Annotated in this window: 17 protein-coding genes and 1 pseudogene; 7 read left to right on the top strand and 11 right to left on the bottom strand. The window is 35.9% G+C overall.

What is annotated here, in order from left to right; translation table 11 throughout:
* Nucleotides 1–122 precede the first annotated feature (122 nt).
* Nucleotides 123–1,220, top strand: a complete 1,098-nt coding sequence (locus FFR48_RS05815) for a hypothetical protein (protein ID WP_201277579.1) — start codon at nt 123–125, stop codon at nt 1,218–1,220.
* A 64-nt stretch (nt 1,221–1,284) separates the two neighbouring features.
* Here FFR48_RS05815 and FFR48_RS05820 read toward each other — a convergent pair whose 3' ends face one another.
* Nucleotides 1,285–2,157 (bottom strand): bile acid:sodium symporter family protein, encoded by an 873-nt coding sequence (locus FFR48_RS05820; RefSeq protein ID WP_137666685.1) that lies wholly within the window; start codon nt 2,155–2,157, stop codon nt 1,285–1,287.
* Between the two features lie 205 nt (nt 2,158–2,362).
* Here FFR48_RS05820 and FFR48_RS05825 point away from each other — a divergent pair, with 205 nt between their 5' ends.
* A complete protein-coding gene (locus FFR48_RS05825; RefSeq protein WP_137666686.1) occupies nt 2,363–3,166 on the top strand; it encodes an SDR family NAD(P)-dependent oxidoreductase in 804 nt (267 codons plus the stop codon).
* Nucleotides 3,167–3,219: 53 nt separating this feature from the next.
* On the opposite strand, the gene FFR48_RS05830 is transcribed toward FFR48_RS05825, so the two are convergent.
* On the bottom strand, nt 3,220–4,023 hold the full coding sequence (locus FFR48_RS05830; RefSeq protein WP_137666687.1) for a Tab2/Atab2 family RNA-binding protein: 804 nt from the start codon (nt 4,021–4,023) through the stop codon (nt 3,220–3,222).
* A 1,142-nt stretch (nt 4,024–5,165) separates the two neighbouring features.
* Here FFR48_RS05830 and FFR48_RS05835 point away from each other — a divergent pair.
* Nucleotides 5,166–5,414: pseudogene (locus FFR48_RS05835) on the top strand (DUF4277 domain-containing protein); the annotation flags it as partial.
* 212 nt (nt 5,415–5,626) lie between these two features.
* Here the strand turns inward: FFR48_RS05835 and FFR48_RS05840 are convergent.
* The 6 genes from FFR48_RS05840 to FFR48_RS05865 form a co-directional block, all read right to left on the bottom strand.
* The gene (locus FFR48_RS05840; RefSeq protein WP_137666688.1) at nt 5,627–6,046 is read right to left on the bottom strand and encodes a type II toxin-antitoxin system VapC family toxin; all 420 of its coding nucleotides are present in this window, start codon (nt 6,044–6,046) and stop codon (nt 5,627–5,629) included.
* Nucleotides 6,043–6,327 (bottom strand): hypothetical protein, encoded by a 285-nt coding sequence (locus FFR48_RS05845; RefSeq protein WP_137666689.1) that lies wholly within the window; start codon nt 6,325–6,327, stop codon nt 6,043–6,045. The genes FFR48_RS05840 and FFR48_RS05845 overlap by 4 nt, the downstream gene beginning before the upstream one ends.
* Nucleotides 6,328–6,410: 83 nt before the next feature.
* A complete protein-coding gene (locus tag FFR48_RS05850) occupies nt 6,411–6,671 on the bottom strand; it encodes a hypothetical protein (RefSeq protein WP_137666690.1) in 261 nt (86 codons plus the stop codon).
* A gap of 425 nt (nt 6,672–7,096) precedes the next feature.
* Nucleotides 7,097–8,296: a 4-hydroxy-3-methylbut-2-enyl diphosphate reductase gene (locus FFR48_RS05855; RefSeq protein ID WP_137666691.1), complete on the bottom strand. Its 1,200-nt coding sequence runs from the start codon at nt 8,294–8,296 to the stop codon at nt 7,097–7,099.
* 179 nt (nt 8,297–8,475) lie between these two features.
* Entirely contained in the window at nt 8,476–8,673 is a 198-nt protein-coding gene (locus FFR48_RS05860) for a zinc ribbon domain-containing protein (RefSeq protein WP_236104002.1), read from the bottom strand.
* Between the two features lie 3 nt (nt 8,674–8,676).
* Entirely contained in the window at nt 8,677–9,507 is an 831-nt protein-coding gene (locus FFR48_RS05865; protein ID WP_137666692.1) for an SGNH/GDSL hydrolase family protein, read from the bottom strand.
* Nucleotides 9,508–9,675: 168 nt separating this feature from the next.
* Here FFR48_RS05865 and FFR48_RS05870 point away from each other — a divergent pair, with 168 nt between their 5' ends.
* On the top strand, nt 9,676–9,840 hold the full coding sequence (locus FFR48_RS05870; protein ID WP_162501846.1) for a hypothetical protein: 165 nt from the start codon (nt 9,676–9,678) through the stop codon (nt 9,838–9,840).
* Here FFR48_RS05870 and FFR48_RS05875 read toward each other — a convergent pair.
* On the bottom strand, nt 9,818–11,197 hold the full coding sequence (locus FFR48_RS05875; RefSeq protein WP_199291173.1) for an ammonium transporter: 1,380 nt from the start codon (nt 11,195–11,197) through the stop codon (nt 9,818–9,820). The genes FFR48_RS05870 and FFR48_RS05875 overlap by 23 nt on opposite strands.
* 532 nt (nt 11,198–11,729) lie before the next feature.
* Entirely contained in the window at nt 11,730–13,943 is a 2,214-nt protein-coding gene (locus FFR48_RS05880) for a CHASE2 domain-containing protein (protein ID WP_137666694.1), read from the bottom strand.
* Between the two features lie 261 nt (nt 13,944–14,204).
* Here FFR48_RS05880 and FFR48_RS05885 point away from each other — a divergent pair, with 261 nt between their 5' ends.
* The 3 genes from FFR48_RS05885 to FFR48_RS05895 all read left to right on the top strand — a co-directional run bounded on the left by FFR48_RS05885 (nt 14,205) and on the right by FFR48_RS05895 (nt 17,516).
* Nucleotides 14,205–16,262, top strand: a complete 2,058-nt coding sequence (locus FFR48_RS05885) for an FHA domain-containing protein (protein WP_137666695.1) — start codon at nt 14,205–14,207, stop codon at nt 16,260–16,262.
* Between the two features lie 77 nt (nt 16,263–16,339).
* Nucleotides 16,340–16,789: a hypothetical protein gene (locus FFR48_RS05890; protein ID WP_137666696.1), complete on the top strand. Its 450-nt coding sequence runs from the start codon at nt 16,340–16,342 to the stop codon at nt 16,787–16,789.
* 40 nt (nt 16,790–16,829) lie between these two features.
* Nucleotides 16,830–17,516: a YHS domain-containing (seleno)protein gene (locus tag FFR48_RS05895; protein WP_236104003.1), complete on the top strand. Its 687-nt coding sequence runs from the start codon at nt 16,830–16,832 to the stop codon at nt 17,514–17,516.
* 607 nt (nt 17,517–18,123) lie between these two features.
* On the opposite strand, the gene FFR48_RS05900 is transcribed toward FFR48_RS05895, so the two are convergent.
* The coding region (locus FFR48_RS05900) for a GUN4 domain-containing protein (protein ID WP_137666697.1) at nt 18,124–18,667 on the bottom strand (544 nt) is incomplete at its 5' end.

An 18,667-nucleotide genomic window follows, 5' to 3' on the forward strand; every position in this document is an offset into this window, starting at 1 on the left:
GAAAATCCGTCGTTTCAGGCTTTTGGCGATTAACTTCCGATCAATAGCGATCGCCCAAAAATAATTAAAAAATCACGTTAAAATGCCCGAAACCCATACCTCATATTTGGTTGATTCTGTCAATGCGTAAGTCCTATAGTTTAATTATTTTGAACTTATTTCCTGATAGATGGGAAAAGTTGCAAACAACATTTGATCAATCTATTATTGGGAGAATATCGCAATATCAAATTGCTTTGCGTCAACTGACCGAAGGAGAAATTAAAGCTATTCTCAAAGTAAAAATGCAAACTTTAGATATTTCCTTAGAACAGTTATTTACGTCTGAAGATTTGGAAGATATTTTAAGTAAAACACCCATTCGTGCTGCTTTAAACCGTGCTGCTAAATACTATGATTTGAGAGTGAACAATATTCCTTTACCAGATGAGAGAAAAGCAATTAGAGAATTAGATCAAAATGAAAAAATAGAACAACAATTAAAATTTTTACAACAACAGCAAAATACAATCATAGAAGTTTTAAACCAATTAATTCAAGGTACTCAATTATCTAAGACTGCTGATTTTAGCACCTTACAGGATAAATTATCAAATTTAGCAAAATATTCACCGAGTGAAAATGTCAATTCTAGCAGTTCTGAAAATCCAGTAATTGAATATCTCAAACAACGTCGTACAGAATTAGAAAATAAATATCATAACGCAATTATTATTAGTGATAGTGATGATATGGGTAAATTGAGGAATATTGCTGAAGCTTTAACTCACATTCAGTCATTCAAATTAACACAATATCGTTTTGGTAAAAAGGTATTACCAGAACATATTGTGATAGAAAGAGGAACTAAATATCATGTAATGGCATTTTTAGAAGTTAGTGGTACTTCCTTTACAACTCGCATTAGTAATTTTAATCAATTAGTTATTAATAATCCTAATTCCCAGTTTATTTTAATCAGAGATGAACGTCAAGAAGAAATTACGGGTAAAGTGGGGAGAGAAAGAATTAAACAACTAGAAAATAGTACCAATGGGAAGTTTATTTTATTCAATAGACAAGATAGAATTTTATTTGATTTAATATATGATTTAATTGTTAGTATTTATAACAAAGATTTAGATGTTGACTTAGAAACAGCACTAACCTTTATTACCACTCATCAAGAATGGTATCATTGGATTTTTAACAAGTTTGGTTTTACAGAACCATTAAGTTAGAAAACTGAATAAAATACCGATTCGGTGGGGAAGCAATATGTTGTTTAACCCCAACGATGATAAATTATGCAGATTGAATTTCAGCTAACTTTCTCCCATACAAAATAGCCAGAAAACCTGTAACATACATATATAAAGCGTAAACTGCTGCCGGTATGGCCATATCAGGATTATTCAGAATCCCCGCAGTAATAGCTATAGCCAGTGTACCATTTTGTAGCCCGACTTCAATCGCTATACAGATTTGTTGAGCAGGTTTTAGATTTAAAAGTTTGCTCACATAAAACCCCAAAAACATAGAAATAGTATTCAACAAAACAACAGCAACACCGACTTGAACAATAAAACCAGGTAGTTTTTCCCACTCACGAATAACTAACAAAAGAATAATTAAAGCTAATAATCCTCCTGCAAGACGGTTGGTTACTTTTTCCAAAGAAATTGCAAATTGAGGAAACAATTTTCTCACTATCATTCCCATAGAAATAGGAACAATAGTCATGATAAAAATTTGTAAGATTGTCGGTAAAATAGGTAAAGCAATGGTAGCACTTTCACCTATAAAATGTTGATATGCAAGGTTGCCAAAAATGGGAATTGTAAACACTGTAATTAAACTACTAAAAGCAGTGAGAGTGACAGAAAGTGCAACATCACCTTTAGCAAGAAACGTAATAATATTTGATGATACTCCCCCTGGACACAATGCAACTATCATTAACCCCATTGCAATTACAGGTTGCATCGGTACAACTTTAGCAATGATAAAACCAATAATAGGTAACAAAATTAATTGACTGAACAAACCAATAGCGACTGCTTTGGGATATTTTGTTACTCGTTGGAAATCTTCAGGGACAAGAGATAATCCCATCCCTAACATAATGATCGCTAAGGATAGAGGTAGAACAACTGCACTTAAAAAACTTGCTTGCATATCTGTATTTAATTAAACAATTAATGAAAACAATAATTAGTATTTCATGCTTTATAAACATTTGTCAATCAATAATGAATCAAAAAATACAGATTTTCAAATTGATAACTAATAAAGTTAATGTAATTGTTACAAACTTCATTTTGCATAATGTTATTTTAATGGTAATTCGCATAAACAAAAGTAAAATTAATTATTAAATCAAATGGAAAATCAACATAAATCTCGACAAAAAAATGTACTTGTTACAGGGTCAGCACACGGAATTGGCTATCAATTAGCTTATATTTTTGCTAGACATAGTTACAACTTGGTGTTGATAGATAAAGATGCAGAAAAGTTAATAACAATTGCTGATGATTTTATTAATAGATTGGGTATCTCTGTAAAAATATTAGTTAAGGATTTATCTATATCTACATCTCCAGAGGAAATATTTAACGAGTTACAAACAGCAGGAATTAAGATTGATGTATTAGTGAATAATGCTGGAATTGGTACTTATGGAGTATTTAGCGAAACTGACCTGACACAAGAACTGAAATTGTTACAAATTAACATTGTCAGTCTCACCCATTTAACTAAATTATTCCTCAAGGATATGATTAGTCAAGGACATGGGAAGATATTAAATGTTGCTTCTGTTGCTGCATTTCAACCTGGTCCTTTGATGGCGGTTTATTTTGCTAGTAAAGCTTATGTGTTATCATTTTCAGAGGCGATCGCTAATGAATTAGAAGGTACAGGTGTCACTGTCACCGCACTTTGTCCTGGTCCTACTGCATCCAAATTTCAAAAATCCGCAGCAATGGAAGAATCAAAAATTTCTCATGTTAATAGGATGATGACAACTGAAAGTGTGGCTAAAATTGGTTATGATAGTTTAATGGCAAATAAAACTATTGCTATTCCCGGAATTAGAAATCAAATATTAGCTAGATCCGTGAGATTTGCACCTAGAAATATAGTTACCAAAATTGTCAGAAGTATGCACGAATTGAGGAAATAATTTCAGAATTTAGGAGTCAGGAGTCAGAATATTGACTTGCATTACAAATAATTTTACTGTTCCTCTTTTAACAACCAAAAACCGCTAAAAGTCATCCCTGAATCATCAGGTTGTACCAATAAAAAATGCAAACCTTTACTTAATTGTTTGCGTTGTTCATAAACTTTTGCTGCTGCTGTAACTTCTGCATCTTCAAAAGTTGCTAAAATCCATCTATCTGCTAAACCTGCTTCTAAAATTAACCCATCAGGTGAACCAGGAATATAATTTAAACTCACAGGGTTAGTTTCTTGTAACCATCTTGCAAAACGCAGAGATTGTCTACCACCATAAATTATCACACCGGGAATAGGAACAGTTGAAGCTAAACCTAAATTAATTGGTTGTAGAAATTCTGGTATTTGTAAAACAGGAATCGGACGATCTGCAAATTCATCAATAATATCACCAGCTTGAATATTTGCAAAACGCCATTCTTCACCCCAGAGATTTTCTGGTAATGGTGTTGGTGGTGGTTTATCAATAACTAAGGAATATTGCTTTTCTTGCAACCATTGTTTTAACGCTTGAGTGCGACGGGTAGCTTCAATTTCAATTTCAATTTCTAAATTATTCGCTGCTGCTGTAATTAAACTTAAAGCTTGAGGACGAAAAACTTGAATAATATCAGGTAATTTTTCCTTAGCTGCTAGTTTAAAATGTTCTGTTAACCAATTTGAATTTGCTTGTGACTGGGGACAGGTAGCGATATATTCAAAGTTACGACTTGGATCACAAATCAATAAATCCCATAATATCTGTCCTGCTGTATCTTTTTGGGGACTGCGATAAAAATCAACTTGCCAAATTAGACTCATGATTACTATTGATGTTTTTTGTTGTCAATTTAATTTTTACCATAAAACGGGGTGTAGTGGAAAATTTCCCATCGGTAAGCAGGAGAGTAATCATCAGTCATTGGTTTTTAATACTTTAGATATTTTAATACTTTAGATATTTTAATACTTTAGATATAAGTTGGTTAATTTTTCCTATTCCTATGAGTATTAAGTGATATATCTCCCCTTTGTACTTGATACGTAATTGTTAAAATCATAAGTTTTAATTGACCATCACTGTAGTTAAATCATACTACTTTTTGAAGTGCGGAATGTGGGTCTTAATGTTGACACACAAAAAAGGTTTGGTGGTTAACCAAACCTCGCTATAAATCCAGTGCATAACAACATCCCAAAGTAATTTAACCTGTCTGGTTTTGTGGCTGCATCTTCCCAGAGGATGTATGCAAATATGCGAAAAACTGATAATAGATGATCCGGTTGCCAAAAATTCAGTTAATTACCCCAAATAAAAAAGGACGGGGGTTATCCCGTCCGCACTAATAGCTTGAAAGTGGCAATACACCTTGGAATATAAAAAAAATAGTAGAAATAACATTCAATAGGTTGTCAGGATTGTCAATGACATCAACAATAAAAACGGTAATTTAAACCGTGTAAATTGTTTGATTCATAGATTAATCTCTGCAACTTTGATTAATCTAGCACAATTAATTTTTGAGTTTCTGCCAAAATGGCAAATATTACAATGACAAAAGAGACGGGTTTTAACCCGTCCAAGGTATAATAATGAAAAACATCTTGGTAATTTCTGTAATATATCAGGTTACTTTAGTGGATGATTGCCAAAATGCCAAATCCCACATTCCGCACCCACAACTGTCACACCCCAAGGAAATGGATGTATTTAGTACATAGGAACTAATTGCTGAGAAGATTTGTTAAAGCTTAATAGGAATTATTACTATTTAGATAGAGATACAGTTAACAAATACAACTAAGTATAAAATTATTGGTTCTTAGGTTATTTTGATAGAAAACTGAGTTCAAAATCATTGAAAAGTTTATCCTCAATTACGATGAAAAAACTAAAAAAATGTGTTGACTCAACAGAAAAATGAGAAAATTGAAATAGATACTTTGGTGGAGTTTCTGTTGTCATGTTTAATGTAAAAGACCTTGATTTGAAGAAGATAGACCATTTAGGGATAGTAGAAATAATTAATAATTTACTAGGATCAGAACCAGAAGAAAAAGTCAGTGCAGGTCAGGTAGTAAAGGCGATGATTTTAAACGGTTTAAGCATGATGTCACAGCCTTTATATATGTTCCCAAAATTCTTTGAATTAATCGCTTGTGAACACTTAATTGGTGCAGGAGCAAAACCAGAATATTTCAATGATGATAAGCATATTTTAATTGGACTATTTAGCTCATTAATCAAATTAATGTTCTGAAATTTTCATGGCGTTTTTAACTTTATTTTTAGATAAGCATAAGTTAAAATCATGTATTGAGATTATCAGGATAAAATTATATTATTAAAATTCTCTACTAAACCACTCTTATTTTGGATTGGATGTTTAAGGTCGGTCTAAAATCCAAAATTAGTTTAAATCAATCAAGGAGAGTTGGTTAATTCCTCAATTAATTGGTCAGGAGTAAGAATTCGCGGTGTAACTACGGGGAAATCTTGAGAATTACGGGTAATAATCGCATCTAATTGATTAACTACAGCAGTGGAGTATTGAATGGCATCTTCAAAATCTTTAAAATTGGTTGTGAAAGCCATTGTAATTGCAGCCTGATTTACCGTGGCAATTTGACAGAAAGTAACTAACTGATTTAAATAGGTAAGCGTCCAATCTCGACCTCTGGCTTTACGGATGATATAATACAAATCACTAAAAGTTGAAGCTGAAATATAACCTGCAATTTTCCCTTGTTCAATCAGTGATAAAACTTGTTCACTTACATTCCAAAAAGGCTCTCTTTCTAGGGCATTATCAATGATGATATTAGTATCTAGCAGGATTTTCACAGGTTATATTTCTCCTTTAAATATTCATATTTAGCTTGATCTGGATCAAAGTCTGCTGGAACAGGTGGGGCATTTTCAAATAAACCCTCAAATGCTTTTATCCTAGATTTTCTCTTTGGTGTTTCTGGTGCTGGTTCACTTGCTGGGGTTGTGGTATTATCAAGCGTTTCAGTGGCTTGCCAAACTACAATTTCTACATCTCCAGGAGGTAAATTCAGGGGGTCGGTAATTACTAAGTTACCAGATGAATCAATTTTTCCTTTGAGTTTGTATGCTTGCATGATGTTTTTCACTAGAAGATGTTTCTATATTATCTCGTATTCCCTCAAAGTAAATATATAAAAAATTGCAAGTGTCAAAGAAATTATAGTCTTTTATCTTTTGGTGCTGTTTCAAGAATTTTTTTCAGTATTATATCTGATGCAAGACGGATATCTCTTATGGATGCTTCTTGGATAGACGCATATCTAACTGAAAGTTTTAAGCCTTTTTTATTGGCCTCTTCTATAACCTCTTTGTATTCACCTATGGTAAATAAATATATATCTTTCTGAATTTCCTTAAATTCTTTTATACTTTTAGTGTAGATTAACAAAAGGGCTAAATATTTTTTTGCTTCAACCAAGGACTCTTCTATTTTATCTTTGTTTTCTTCAATATCAAAATAAAGAGTTAATACTGTTAAGAGATTTTTAATACAACCAGAATAAATATCCCTGATGTGCAGGGTAAGAGCATCTCAATCAGGCTTGACATAAGGGCTTTTCGGAATCTAATGTAGAGTCAATGAAACAAGAACGTATCTCTATCTAAATAGTAATAATTCCTATTAAGCTTTAACAAATCTTCTCAGCAATTAGTTCCTATGTACTAAATACATCCATTTCCTTGGGGTGTGACAGTTGTGGGTGCGGAATGTGGTCTAAATAGCTGGTGATTGATGATCGGTGATTGATGATTGGAAAATAGCGTAATATCCAGATACCCGACTTCTGTCAAAAGTCGGGTATCTAGCTTTTCAACATTTTATGTTTAATTATGTTGATCTACTTACCAGTTTGCTTTTAAAGCAAAAATTTTCTCAATGATATCTTCTACAACTTTATCAGGTGTAGAAGCTCCAGAGGTGACACCAACAACTATTTCTCCTTCCGGTAGCCAGTTTTCTGCTATTGTCAATTCTCCAGTTAATTGCCGATGTTCGATGGCGTTAGCTGAGAGAATACGCTCAACGCTATCAATGTGATAGGAAGGAATATTGCGGTCAAAAGCTATCTGTTGTAATTGTGTAGTATTCGAGGAATTAAATCCACCAATTACTACTATTAAATCTAAATTGTGTTCGACTAATTCCAACATGGCATCTTGTCTTTCTTGGGTAGCGTCGCAGATGGTGTTGAAACTTTGGAAATGTTGATTTAATGCAGCAGGTCCATATTTCTGCATCATGGTTTTCTCAAAGAGTTTACCAATTTTTTCGGTGTCACCTTTGAGCATGGTTGTTTGGTTGGCAATACCCACTTTTTCTAAATCTTTGTCAGGATCAAATCCAGCAGAACAAGCTTTAGCAAACTTGGTTAAAAATTCCTCACGGTTGCCACCATTGAGGATATAGTTAGCCACATATTCGGCTTCTTGTAAATTCAAAACAATCAGATATTTACCTGCAAAGGAACTGGTAGCAACGGTTTCTTCGTGTTTGTATTTACCGTGAATAATTGAGGTAAATTCGCCTTTTTTGTGTTTTTCAACTGTGTTCCAAACTTTGGAAACCCAAGGACAAGTTGTATCAACAATTTGGCAACCTTTATCATGTAAAATTTGCATTTCTTGGACGCTGGCACCAAAGGCGGGCAGAATGACTACATCACCTTGATCGACAACAGAAAAGTCCTTTTTATTAGCTTCAACAGGAATAAATTGGACTTCCATTTCTTGCATCCGTTGGTTCACAGAAGGATTGTGAATTATTTCGTTGGTGATCCAGATGCGTTCTGTGGGGAAGTGCTGACGAGTTTCATAGGCCATTGCTACGGCACGTTCTACACCCCAGCAAAATCCAAATGCTTGTGCTAGTCGGATAGTAACATTACCTCTTTGAAGGATGTAGTTGCGATCGCGTATCTCTTGAATTAAGCTACTTTCATACTCAGACTGCAACTGAGTGGACACTTCTGCTTTATGTCCAAATCCTTTCCGATTGTAATTTTCTGAATGTTGGAGGCTACGTTTAAAAGCTTTGGTATCCATTTTGTGTTGTCTGCTAAAATCAATATTTCTTATTTTCTCTTGCCAAGACACAATTCAGTTAATGTGGTGATTGGTGATTGGGGACTGGGAAAGAAGGGAATAGGGAATAGGGAATAGGGAATAGGCAATAGGCAATAGGCAAAAGCTAATATTGTCCGATACAAAAAAGCTAACTAATGCTAACAAAAGTTGGCTTTTTCTTCCTGTTTAACCCTAGAAGTGTCGGCACTATCTAGTTCACAGGCTAACACGATCAATCTGACCGCTTCTTGTTTTAAATTAATCGCAGCGTTTAAATCTCTGTCAATCTCAAAGCCACAGTTATCACATTTAAACACTCTTTGAGATAATGACAGTGATGATTTCTTTTCTGTCACCTGTCACCTGTTCCCTATTCCCTGTTCATTGTAAATCTGCAATGCAGTGCGCCAGACTGTGTAACCTTGGGAATTGAGGTGTAAACCGTCGGTGCTAAATTCTCGACGCAGATCACCTTGCTTGTCAGTGAACAAGGGATGTAAGTTAACATATTTAATTTTTTGTTGATTCGCTATTTTTTCTAGTTCCTCATTTAACTTGCGAATACGACTGTTAGGAATAGCTAATAGTTTTTCCCGTCCTTCCCAAGTTGCTTCTTCTCCCCCATGTGGCAAAATCGACTGTAGAACAATTTTGGCTTTGGGGTGCTTTTTGCGTAGATAACGGATGATTTGTTTTTGATTGGCTAAAATTTCTTCATCACCTACGCCGCGAATCATGTCATTAATGCCAATCATGATTAAAATGACTTCTGGTTTGGTACGGTCAAATAACTCTAATCTTTTTAATAATCCTTCGCTAGTTTCACCAGAAATTCCCTGATTTAACCAATTTTTGCCTTCTGGCAATAAATCAGGTGGAAACCATAAACTTAAAGAGTCTCCAGCTAATATGGTTAATTTTTCTGGCGGTTTTTCGGCTGCTACTTTGGCTTCTTGTTTAAGAATTTTTAGCCATTGTTGGTAATTTAGTTTATGACGTGGTCCTAACTCTGGTATGAAAGCTTGGTTTTGAGGGTTGAGGTTGACTGGTTGTGGGGGAGTGCTAGTTGCAAAGGCGGTGGTCAATTTCTGCTGTCGCCAAATCAGTAAAATGATGGCTAACATCAGGATACCATTTGTCACCAGTAAGAAAAATCCCCAGATTGGAAATGGTTTTGCGGAAGTGGACACGATTAAAAAATTAAAAATTCAAAATTAAACCTTGAAAATTTATTCTGTGGTCAGTTAATGCCGAGTAAGTTCAATTTACATCAAGTTTACAAAAATTTAGTAATTTGGCCTTTGAATCTTAAATGATAAAGTCCCCAAATTCTTTAAGAAGCTGGGGATCTCACGGACTTGCAAATAAAAAATAACCAATTGTTGAGTAAACAGGGGAGGTGGAATGATGGGGAGATGGGGAAGATTAATAGCCCAGTCACCAGTCACCAGTCACCAGTCACCAGTCACCTATCACCTATCACCTATCACCTATCACCTATCACCTATCACTATAAACGTTAATGCGATCGCCAAACTCGGAGTTATAACCTTCTTCTCCGTGTTCGTGGATATCTAAACCTTGGTTTTCTGCTTCCTCTTTTACACGCAGACCAATGGTAGCATCAATAAATTTGAGGATGATCCATGTACCAGCAGCCGCGATGATATAAGCTATGGCGATCGCTGCCAATTCTACAAATATTTCCCCAAAATTACCACGTAATAGCCCATCTTTCCCGCCTGGGTTGACTTCGGTACTAGCAAAGATGGCGGTTAAAATTGCTCCTAATGTTCCACCCACACCATGTACAGGATAGGTGTCTAAGGCATCATCTACATTCAATTTGTGCTTGAAGCTTACAGCATAAAAGCAAACAAGAGAAGTAATAGAACCTATTAATATTGCTGCTAAGGGTGTGACAAATCCTGCGGCGGGAGTAATACCAACTAAACCTGCTACTGCACCTGTAGCAGCACCTACGGCGGTGGGTTTTCCTCTCAGGGTTGCTTCTAAAATTAGCCACATTAACGCACCAGCGGCGGCTGAGGTGTTGGTAGCAACAAAGGCTACTGTGGCAATACTACCCGCAGATAAGGCGCTACCAGCGTTAAAGCCAAACCAGCCAAACCAAAGTAAGCCAGCACCTAATAAAATGAAGGGGACGTTATGGGGTGGACTCAGACGATCTGGGTGGTTTTTCCGAGGTCCGAGAACTGTGGCTGCTACCAGTGCAGAAACTCCTGAACTAATATGCACTACTGTACCACCAGCAAAGTCAAGAGCGCCTAAACCACCGTATAAGCCCAAAAATCCACCTTTTGCCCAGACCGCATGCGCTAGGGGTGTGTAGATAAAGGTTGACCACAATAGCACAAATAAGCAATAAGCGCGGAAACTCATCCGTTCGGCGATCGCCCCAGAAATTAAGGCTGGAGTAATAATTGCAAACATGGCTTGATAAATCATGTATGCTTGATGGGGTATTGTTCCCGCATAAGAAACTATTTCTTCCGGGGCTGAACCTTGCAAATATCCGCTTGTTTCTAAACCGACACCGTTTAACCCTAACCACTGTAAGCCACCGATGAAGGGTAAACCAGGAGCAAAGGACAAACTATAACCCCACAAAACCCAGGTGACTCCGACAATGGCCATCAACACAAAACTCATCATTAAGGTGTTGAGGATATTGCGCGATCGCACAAACCCACCATAAAAAAATGCTAATCCAGGTGTCATCAACAATACCAGTGCCGATGAGATCAGCACAAATGCCGTATCTCCAGTATCAGGAGCAGTTGGTGTATTTGTTCCTTGGGCTAAGGCATTACCCATGAGTGGGAATACTAACAAACATAGGGTTAAAACCCCAATCATCACAAATTTCTTCAACACTTGTTTTTGTTCCTATGCACCGAATTACTTCACATTATTTATTGTAATAACGTGATTTTTGATACTATTTATGTTTTGAAAGTTACTCAAATTTCCTTTTGGGAGAACCTTAACAAAAAAATAATATTCATTATAGTTTCTAATCCTAATAGTTTCTAATCGTAAACATAGAAATTTACTTATGTATTATTTGCATAGTTTAATGTAAAAATTTGCATTATATATTTATATTTATATATATATAAAAAAGATTAGATAAGACTTATACAATAAAAAGTATCAGTAATAATTTTTACTATATACGTAGTAATTCATAATTACAAATTACGAGGCAGCATCCCAATTGTCAAAAAATAACCACAGCAACACTAAAAATCTCTTAAACTTTCTTACCTTTGTGTCCTTTGCGCCCTTTGCGGTTCAATCATATTAAGCCTTGGGGCATATTATTTCCATAGATAAAAATAAATTTACGCATTTGGGATGCTGCCAATTACGAATTACGAATTACGAATTACGAATTACGAATTATTAATGACTTCAAATCTTGAATAACTGAGGTAGCAGACTGATAGCGATCGCCAAAATGATAACAAACCATTTTATCTAAAATCCTTGCTAATTCATCGCTAACATTAATTCTGTTTCGCCACATAATATTACCAGTTTCGGGATTTGCTGGTAGTTCTTGGGGAGGTATACCTGTAATAGCTTGAATACCAATCATACCTAAAGCATAAATATCACTACATAAGCGGGGATGACCGGCAAATTGTTCTGGTGGTGAATAACCTCTTGTGCCGATAGCAACAGTAGCTAATTCCGTTTCTCCTTCTATTCGTGGTTGAATTAATTTGACAGCACCAAAATCTATTAACACCAAGCGATTATCTTGAGTACGTCTGATAATATTTGTAGGTTTAATATCCCGATGAATTACACGGTGTTGATGGATAAATGATAAAATTTCTAAAATTTCTTTCAACATATCTACAACATAAGCTTCACTTTTAACACCTGTTTCTGGGGGTAGTTCTTCACTTAAAGTATGTCCAATAATATATTCTTGAACTAAATAAAATTCTTTATTCTCTTCAAAAGAAGCAAACAATTTAGGAATTTGATCATGTTTTCCCACTACTGCTAAAATTTCCGCTTCCGTATTAAATAATCTACGGGCAACGTCCATAAATCTTGTATCTCTACGGGCGGGCATTAATTGTTTAACTACACAAATAGGATTACCTTTTTGTTGTGTATCTTCTGCTAAATAAGTACATCCAAAACCACCAGAAGCAAGGGTATTTAAGATTTTATAACGCCCTGCTAAAAGTAAATCATCAGTTTTGAATGTTGATATTTCTGAAAAATCAAAGTTGTTAAAATCCGATGGCAGTTGTGTCGATTGATCCAATATTAAGCTGATTTGAGCAATAGCTTCTTGTTGTTTTTCAACTTGCAGCAGAATAGCTTGATTTTGTTTTTGAGTTTGATAAGTCGTGTAACCCATGACAGCAACACTAGTAATAACTAAAGCTAAAGAAGGAGTAAATAAAGGTATCCATATTGCTTGCAAATACAAACCAGCCGCAATTCCTACAATACTAACAATAATAAAAAATTCTACTATTATTAATAGTAAAGGATGTCGCCATTGCCTTGCTACAATAGCACCTACAATAGAACAAATCCAAATCCATAACCATTCATAAGTATCTGGAAAGTAATATATTATAGGTCTATTATCGAGAACTGCACTAATAATTTGGCTGGCTATTTGGGCATGAATAAAAACACGAGGCATTCTCGCTGGTTGGTCTGATAAATTGCTATAAGGTGTATAGTAACCAGGATGTACACTAGCGGCAGTAGTTCCAATAATTACTAAGCGATCTTTTACCCAATTGGGGTTAACTTGATCTGTGAGAACTTGTGTGAGAGTAACTTGTTGGGCTAGGTGATTCGGGTGACGGTAATTTAATAAAATTTGATAGCCATCGTCATCTGTATCTTGATAATTACCTGCGTCTTTATATAAGCGGGGAAATATAGTTTTACCTATTTGTAATTCTTGTTTTTCAGTAAAACTATATTCAATACCTTGTTTTTCTAAATAAATAATAGCTAATAACGCAGCAAAGGAAAATCTAGTTTTACATTGATGATCTTCTGTTGTATAATCAACAAATAATAAACCACGACGGATAACTTGATCAACTGCGTTATCGGTCACTACATCATCAAAACCGATGTTATCTATAGGAAAATTGGCAGGTGGGGCAACTTCTGATCTATCAATATTACTTAATAAACAAGTGGCAATAATTTGATTTTGCTTTTTGAGATTAGCAGCTAAATTTTTTTGTTCATGGCGATAAATATTTAACCCAATGACACGGGGTTGATAAGACTCTAATTTTTTTAGTAATTTATTAATAGTTTGATCGGATAAAGGCCATTTTTCCCTGTTCAGATCCTCTTGAGTAATTGTCACTAATAAAATTCTGTTATCAGGAGGTTCTGGAGGGCGCGAACGCAACATCTGATCATAAATGCTTAACTCACTATTTTGTAACCATTTAAGTTCACTTATTACCCATATTAAACTTGTCACTACTAGACTACTAAACAGAATAATTGATAGGAAATTAGGGACACTAAAAGTTAAAGGTGAACGTTGATCTTGCAGGAGAACAGCACGGATTTTTACTAAAATTTCATTAATCACTGTGGAAATAACCTAGTTTGTTGACACTCTCCGGGCTAAGACCGGGTAGATTATACATTCTACGTCAGAATTTGCTTCCTTCAACTTTCAATACTGTGGCTGATTTGAGATCAGAACTTTTGTATTATCAATAGACCTCTTGTAGTCATTAAATCTGTATAACTTGAAACCTGTTCTAGAGACAATTTATGAATTGTCCCTACCATAATTTTCACAAGATGTGTAATATGATATCAAGTTCTAAAAGCTAAAATTGAAACCATGCAAATCAAACTGATTTCCGAAAATAAACTGACACAGGAGCCAGAAGAACAGGTTTTTAACCTGCCAGTAGCTATCGGACGAAAAATGACCCAACTTCCTGCGGTTATCAATGGTGAAACCGTTGCTCCTGTAGTTTTATTAGACTCTAATAGAGAAATTTCTCAGTTTCATGCTCAAATTACCTTAGAAAACAATCAGGTTTATTTAGAAGACAAAAGTACCAATGGTACTAGAATCAACGGTCAAAAACTACTTAAAGAACGTCGGACGTTAAAAAGTGGGGATATACTGGGAATAAGTAATTACACTATTACCGTTATCCTCCAGAGCGATGACGATGCTACCATTGTATTTGAAAGTACGTCTGTATTTGAAAATACGTCCACAATTTTTAACCCCCAATCTGAGATTATTCCTGCATCTAGGGTGCAGAAATCAACAGATTCTCCATCAACTATCATCTTTAATCCTTATACAGATGCTTTAGAACAGCAAACTCCTAACGCTCTACCTAGTCAACCAGCGGGTTTTCCCTATAATCTCAACTTTTGGAATGCAGAAAAAGTTTCCTTAGAAGCTATTCGTCGGAGTGGTGTTTCAGTCAGAGAAACAGAATATGTAGCCTGTGGGGGAGGAATGGGCAGTTTTGTTTGGGTGGATATGTTGAGAATTGCGGGAGTTAAACCAGAAAATATTAAAGTTTTGAGTGTTCAAGACAAACCTTATAAACGCTATGAAAGCCTACTGAGAAACTGTCAAATTCCCCGATATAAAAGGATTCGTTCTGGTTCAGATTCCTGTCCTGATAATATTTGGGGGTGGCCAGGATATGCTTTAAGAGATGCTTGGAGATCCTTCTTTTCTGGACAAGTTGGTGCAGCTTTAGGATTTTTGTGGCAAGTTTTCGCCGAACCTGTTTATGCAGATACTTACACCCCTCGCGGTAAAGATGTATTTGAGTCTATGGATAGGGAAGGCGATCGCATTGGTTGGGGTAAAATGTTAGAATATGGCAGTATTCGCAGTCTACGACAAACAGAAGACGGGCGTTATTGTATTGCATATTCCACTTCTGATGAAGAAGACGGAAATCACCAATTTTTATTAGCTAAATACGTCCATCTCTGCACAGGTTATCCCGCAATTAAACTATTACCAGACCTGGAAAAATATCGTCAACAATATCCCCAAGAAACAGGAAATAAGAGAACTGTAGTTCAAGGTTATGAACCCCATGATCATATTTACCAACAATTAGAAAAAAAAGGCGGTACTATTGTCCTTCGTGGGTCGGGAATTGTAGCCTCACAAATATTAGAAAGGCTCTATGAAGCCCGAAAAATGAAACATATTCAAGTAATTCATTTAAACCGAGAACCGCGCAAAGGTAATCAATTTGAGCAAGCTAAACGCTACGTAGAAAATGACTGGGAATTTCAACCTTTTAACTGGCCAAAAGGAACTTGGGGCGGTGATATGCGAACAATGCTAGAAGCCGCTGACCCGTTAAGACGACGGGAATTATTACAGGCTTGGGGGGGAACAACCACAGCTAGTCGCAAAAAATGGCGCGACATTGTTCGTCAAGGAATAGCCAACAGATGGTATGAAATTCGTCATGCTGAAGTCAGCAAACTAGAACGTAATTCCCAAGGTCAAGTTGTTACTCATATAAACACTGCCAAAGGCCCAAAAACCCTAATTGCTGATTTTGTGATTGACTGTACAGGATTAGTTTCTAACCCTTTAGAAAGTCCATTTTTAAAAGACCTAATACTGCATTACGACCTAGATTTTAACCCAGAAGGACGTTTTCATGTAGAAAACAACTTTGAAATCAAAAAACTGCGAAATAATCGTTCTCGCATATATGGGGCAGGAATTATCACCTTAGGCGGTCCCTACGCCCCCGTAGACACATTTTTAGGACTACAATATGCTGCCCATCGTTCTATCGAGGCTTTGGCGGCTGTAAAAGCTCCAGGAGTCCGCTATATTCAAGGAATTTATTCCCTTTGGCAATGGTTAAAATGGGCATTGAATCAAAAGCCTTAATTGCTTTCAAAAACCTTAATTTACATTATTTCTAACAACACTTCTAACCACACTTTAACCACACTTCTAACAACACTATGACTCCAACTTTATTCGGACGCTGGCAAACGCGAATTTTTTTATTAGCAACAGTGGGAATGTTAGTTTCCCTGCTTTTTTATCAAGGATATTTAGGCATTGCTTCCAACTTAGTTTACTTTTGGGTTGTGTTTTATGTAGGTTTATTTGGCATAGCTTGGGATATCCTATACGATTTTCTGCAAAAATATCTCTGGGACCACGACTGGCCGGGAATATTTCAACTTTATGCAGGAGTTATAGAAGGGGTATTTCTAGGTTTAATAATTGCCAATATCGGTTTACCTCATATTCCTAAAACCGAATTTCACCTAACCAGATTTATTCAACATTATGGTTTAGTGTGGTTAGCAGTTTACTTATCTGCTTGGGTAGTCATGCGGTTATTATTTCCCCGGTGGCGTTTTCGCGGTGGCGAATGGATAGGTAAATGGCCGAGAATTTCTTAGAAATTAATTCTTGCCACTTTTCCATCTTTCTATTAGACTTGTGGTAACAATTCATGTAGAAACAATTCATGTAGAAACAATTCATGTAGGGACAATTCATGAATTGTCCCTACAAGGAGTTTTATATTTCGCTAGAAAAATAAACATTTCTATGAATCACCAACACTTTCTCGCCTTCATCACATCCTCAATATTCATAGTAGGATTAGCTTCAGGTTGTAGTTCTGATTCTACCAACGCAACCCTAAATCCCAGCCTTAAACCTACTGATAATAGTAATTTTGATCCAAATGCTATTCAAGGGCAAAATATCCCCGCTAATGCCCCTTTAAAACTCGCTAGTAAAGTGTTTAATGTCCAAGACTCTTTTGTTTTAAAAGGTTTTGATGCCGTTGCTTATTTTCAACAAGCAAAGGCAATTCCAGGTAATAGTAATTTTACCCACAAATGGCAGGATGTAAATTGGCGATTTTCCACAGCCGAAAACCGCGATTTATTTATTGAAAATCCTGAAAAATACGCTCCTCAATATGGAGGATTTTGTGCTTGGGCTGTCAGTAGAGGATATACTGCACCTATTGATCCTAATGCCTGGAAAATTGTCAACGGTAAGCTGTACTTAAATGTTAATTTAGACACTCAAAAACGCTGGGAAAAAGACATTCCTGGAAATATTCAAAAAGGTGATCAAAATTGGCCTGGTATAGCCAAAAAAATTCGTCGTTAATGAGTATTTAGTCCTACTTTAGATCCCCGACTTCTTAAAGAAGTCGGGGTTCTGGGTATATTAGACCTCTCCAAAATATAATGTATTAATAATGTATTAATTTGTCATAAGTTGTAGGGGCGAAGCTTATGGGCGATAATTTAACGGAAAAATCAGACATCTATATATTCCATAAGCTTCGACCTGCCCCCATAAATAAGTTCCATAATGTCTTTTCTGGAGATATCTATTGGGTATATTATATATGTTGGGGTCTTAAAATCTGATCATTAGGAAAGGGTAATTTAAGCTTCTGCTATAGCAGGGAACAGGGAATAGGGAACAGAGTTGAAAGTCATGAGAGTGTATAGTTTTTTAGGTAAATTCTGTATCTCATTCAAGTGCATACCGCTATATTTCTGTATCAGGTAATACTCAATCTATGTTTTGTAGGTCGGGTTAAGGGACAGCGCAACCTGACGTTTATGTTAGGTTTTTTACTCATACCAACCCACAAATTTACTACAGGTATACTACACCAACTGCCTAACAGGTAATGAAATCCCCAAAGCCTAATAAATCGGTTATTTACTTCTTGATAAGAAATACTTATAATCTTGTATAACGCTTATGGGTTATAGTCTAGAGAAGAGAAAAGAGTAGTACACCCCCCCACACCGGCTCCACATTCCCCTTGCAACCGTCGCCCCCCAAACTCCGGCAGGTGTCCTGTTGGTGCATTTGTACTAAAGGTGTAACTATCGTAACTGAGCCAATCACCATTTTTTCTCCAACCAACGCGATCGCCTAACTTTATATAGGTATCCCAGTCCACTAGTCCATCCAACTTACCACCCAACTCCAGCCAAATTTGCTTTTGTACAGAAAAGCCAAATTTACCATTGCTATATTTTACCCATAATTGATCCATTTTCCGCAATTCCTGTCTGGGAAAATTTTTCACATCTTCAATTCTTAACCATCCTTCCCTTTCTCGTTTAGTTAACTTTAGCATCAAGTTCCAAGTTTCTAAATCTGCATCTCGCCATTTTCCTGCTTTTAATAATGCTTCTAATTTTTGAAATATGACAGGTGTAGATTCCGTGCTAGGACTGGGATTATTACGAGGGGTATTAGCTTGGGTGTTATCTGGAATATTATTTTGAATATTG

The organism is Sphaerospermopsis reniformis (genome assembly GCF_005402885.1).
GTDB lineage: Bacteria > Cyanobacteriota > Cyanobacteriia > Cyanobacteriales > Nostocaceae > Sphaerospermopsis > Sphaerospermopsis kisseleviana.